The sequence below is a fragment of the Aeromonas sp. HMWF014 genome (genome assembly GCF_963878295.1).
In the GTDB taxonomy this organism is placed as follows: Bacteria; Pseudomonadota; Gammaproteobacteria; order Enterobacterales; family Aeromonadaceae; genus Aeromonas; species Aeromonas popoffii.
In genome coordinates this window covers 1-3,279 of sequence record NZ_CAWNYS010000481.1, presented here as the reverse complement: position 1 = coordinate 3,279, position 3,279 = coordinate 1, and the positions used below count along the sequence as shown (strand labels likewise).

3 protein-coding genes are annotated in these 3,279 nt (G+C 61.2%); 1 reads left to right on the top strand and 2 read right to left on the bottom strand.

Features of this window, described 5'->3' with window-relative positions; all coding sequences use genetic code 11:
• Nucleotides 1-142: 142 nt before the first annotated feature.
• Nucleotides 143-616 carry a methylated-DNA--[protein]-cysteine S-methyltransferase gene (locus AAC083_RS18670; RefSeq protein WP_108537400.1) on the top strand — a complete coding sequence of 158 codons (474 nt, stop codon included), beginning with the start codon at nt 143-145 and terminating at the stop codon, nt 614-616.
• A gap of 86 nt (nt 617-702) precedes the next feature.
• On the opposite strand, the gene AAC083_RS18665 is transcribed toward AAC083_RS18670, so the two are convergent.
• The gene (locus AAC083_RS18665; protein ID WP_108537401.1) at nt 703-2,571 is read right to left on the bottom strand and encodes a peptidase U32 family protein; all 1,869 of its coding nucleotides are present in this window, start codon (nt 2,569-2,571) and stop codon (nt 703-705) included.
• A 192-nt stretch (nt 2,572-2,763) separates the two neighbouring features.
• Nucleotides 2,764-3,279: LysE family translocator (locus tag AAC083_RS18660; protein WP_108537399.1), on the bottom strand; the 516-nt coding region annotated here is incomplete at its 5' end.

Sequence of the window (3,279 nt, the reverse complement as noted above, 5' to 3'; positions counted from 1 at the left end):
TGGCACAAAGCGCCGCATGGCAACCGTGGCGCAGCTATGCGGCAAGCTGGCTGTGGCACGCCATGAGTGAAGCGCCCAATTTGCTGCTCAATGCCACCGGCAACGAAAAACAGCCAGATAACCAACAACAGGAGATAACCCCATGATCCGCTACGATATCCTGCCGACCCGCTGCGGCGATCTGCTGGTCGCCATCAATGAACGTGGTCTGGTGCACGTGGACTTTGTGGCGGGCCTGCGGGCGCTGCCCGATATGAGTGGCTGGCAGCAAGATCACGGGGCGCTGGCCCCCTTCCTCGCCGAGTTTGACGCCTATTTTGCCGGTCGCTTGCAGCGGTTCTCCCTGCCCATTGCCGCCCGTGGCACCGCCTTTCAACAGTCGGTGTGGCAAGCGCTGTGCGACATCCCCTATGGCGAGACCCGCAGCTACAGCGATATTGCCCGCGCCATCGGCAAACCGAATGCGGTGCGGGCAGTGGGCGCGGCGAATGGCCGCAATCCCCTCTCGATCATAGTTCCCTGCCATCGGGTGATCGGCCAAAACGGCAGCCTGACCGGCTATGCGGGGGGATTGGAGATTAAAAAGGCGCTGCTGGCGCTGGAGAGGGGCAATTAAAGGGAGATTGGCAATTAAAGGAGGGTGGACAGAGAACCTGCGATAAAAAGTTGCCCCTTTTCCGGACGGAGAAAGGGGCTGTTTGATCAGCGTTTCAGGCTCCCCATCACCTGCATTTCGCAGCGGTTGCAGTCAAAACGCAGGCGGAAGGTGTCTTTACCCATCTTGAGCGCCAGCGGCTCGGCCTTGAGACCGGGCACCTCTTTCGGGCAGAGGTTCTGGCTGTAGCGGATGCAGTGCTTGGTGATCATCAGCACCACTTCCCCCTCCTCTTTGTTCGCCTCATAGGCGGGAGCGATGCGCTCGACCCCGTGTTCGCGGAAGAACTGCTCGGCGGCACTGTTGAGCACATTGCCAAGGTAGGAGAGGCGGTGCTGGGGATAACTGATATCCCGCAGGGCGATGCGTCGCTCTGGGCGCTGGTAGCTGGCCACACGCGCGGCTTCCAGCGCGGCAATGCCATCCCGGCGCAGCCCGTTAAGCTGTGATGCGGCGATGAATAGCGGCCTCGTTACCACCAACTCAATCTTGCGCGCCACAAACAGGGTATTGCCGAGTTTGCCAAGCTGATCCCGCGCCTGTTGCAGCGCCCGCTCCGGATTGTCAGCCGGCTGCTTGTCGCACGGCAGGGTCACCGCAGCGCTGATGCCCTGCTCGTCGGTGAGGGTAAGGCACAAGCCTTCATCGCATTCAGAGAGCTGCATATCAACCCGGATGCGGCGATCCGCGCTGGCCTTTTCCAGCATCTTGCTGAACGCACTATCGTGGTTGCGATAGAGCTCGGTGCCTACTTTTAGCCCCGGCATACGTTCTGACAGGAGTAACAGCTTACTCTCTGCCTTCTCTTCGACCTTGTTGAGGCGCATCCCCACCAGCTCGTTGTTCGGCTTGAAGAAGCCCAGACCGTCGCCGTTGTTGAGAGTGACCTGCTTGCCGTCAATCTCGATGCCATCCTTGGTCACCTTGGTGACGCGCCCCAGCGGCTCGCCCACATATTTCGGGCTCTTGGTGGAGTCGATACCCTGCTGACGTCCATGGAGGAAGTAGTCAGTGCTGCCGCGGTTGAAGCTCTTTTTCGGATCCGGCTCGAAGCTATAGCTGCAACGGCCCGCAGAGGCAGCTACCAGATCGGAGCGGCGCTCCAGAATGGCGTCGAGCCTCTGGCGATACCAGGCGGTGACGTTTTTGACATAATCGAGCCCCTTGAGACGCCCTTCAATCTTGAAGGAGCGAATGCCTGCGGCGATCAGCGCCTCCAGATTATCGGTTTGGTCCATATCCTTGAGCGACAGCAGGTGACTGTCGGCCACCAGCACTTCACCGTCCGGCTTTTGCAGCGAGCAGGGCAGACGGCAGAGCTGGGCACACTCACCGCGGTTGGCGCTGCGGCCGGTACGGGCGTGGCTGATGTTGCACTGGCCGCTGTAGGAGACGCAGAGCGCGCCGTGGATAAAGAACTCCAGCTGCACGTTGGTCGCCGCACTGATCTCGCGGATCTGCTGGAGCGACAATTCGCGCGCCAGCACCACCTGAGAGAAGCCCACATCCTGCAGAAACTTCACCTTTTCCGGCGTGCGGTTGTCGGTCTGGGTACTGGCATGGAGCGCGATGGGTGGCAAATCGAGCGCCAGCAGCCCCATGTCCTGCACGATAAGCGCATCAGCACCGGCTTCGTAAATTTGGTGGGTCAGCCGCCGGGCCTGCTCCAGCTCGTGATCGTGCAGCAGGGTGTTGAAGGCGACAAAGACCTGGGCACCAAAACGATGGGCGTGGCGCGCCAGCGCTTCGATATCTTCGAGGGAGTTGCCCGCCGCACTGCGGGCACCAAAGGCAGGGCCGCCCATGTAAACGGCATCGGCGCCATGGTTGATGGCTTCGATGCCGTAGGCGAGGTTCTTGGCCGGAGCCAGCAGTTCGAGGCGGTTCAGTACGTGGCTATGGGTCTGTGGGTGCATGGTCTCTGAGTCTATCGGCAGACAGAAAATGCCGGTCACTCTAGGTCAGTCACCCTTTGCTTGCCTTGATCCCGCTTAAGATCACTGCGAAATACAGGATTCAGCGTCCCGTGCTCGCAGTCCCTACCGCGGAGCCGGATATTCATTCAGCAGCCCTGCCCTGTCATCGCGCGAGCCACTGACAACTGAACCTCAGAGCACCACCTTCAAGGCCAGCCCCAGCAGCACCAGGCCGCTCACCTTGTCGATGGCGGAGGACTTGGCCTTGAGCCAGGCCAGCACGGGCCCGCGAGAGAGCACCAGCGCCACCAGCACGTACCAGATAGCATCAATGCCACCTGCGGTGAGCATCATGATCCCCCCCTCGTTCCAACCGGTGTCGGCCCGTACGAACTGGCTGAAGAGGGCGATAAAGAAGATGGCGAGCTGGGGGTTGAGAAAGGCGACCATGAAGCCTTCAAAGGCGCCCTGACGACCACGCAGCTGGTGGACCACCTCCTCGACCGACTCACTGGCGGGCTTGGCAAGCAGCGCCTTGATGCCGAGCCAGGCGAGAAACGCGGCGCCACCGTAGCGGATCAGATCAAAAAGCAGCGGGGTCTGGGTGATCAGCACGGAGAGGCCCAGCGCGGTAATCAGTGCATAGATCCCGACCCCGAAGCCATGACCCAAGGCCGTCGCCACCCCGTGGCCCTGCCCTCCCTGCAC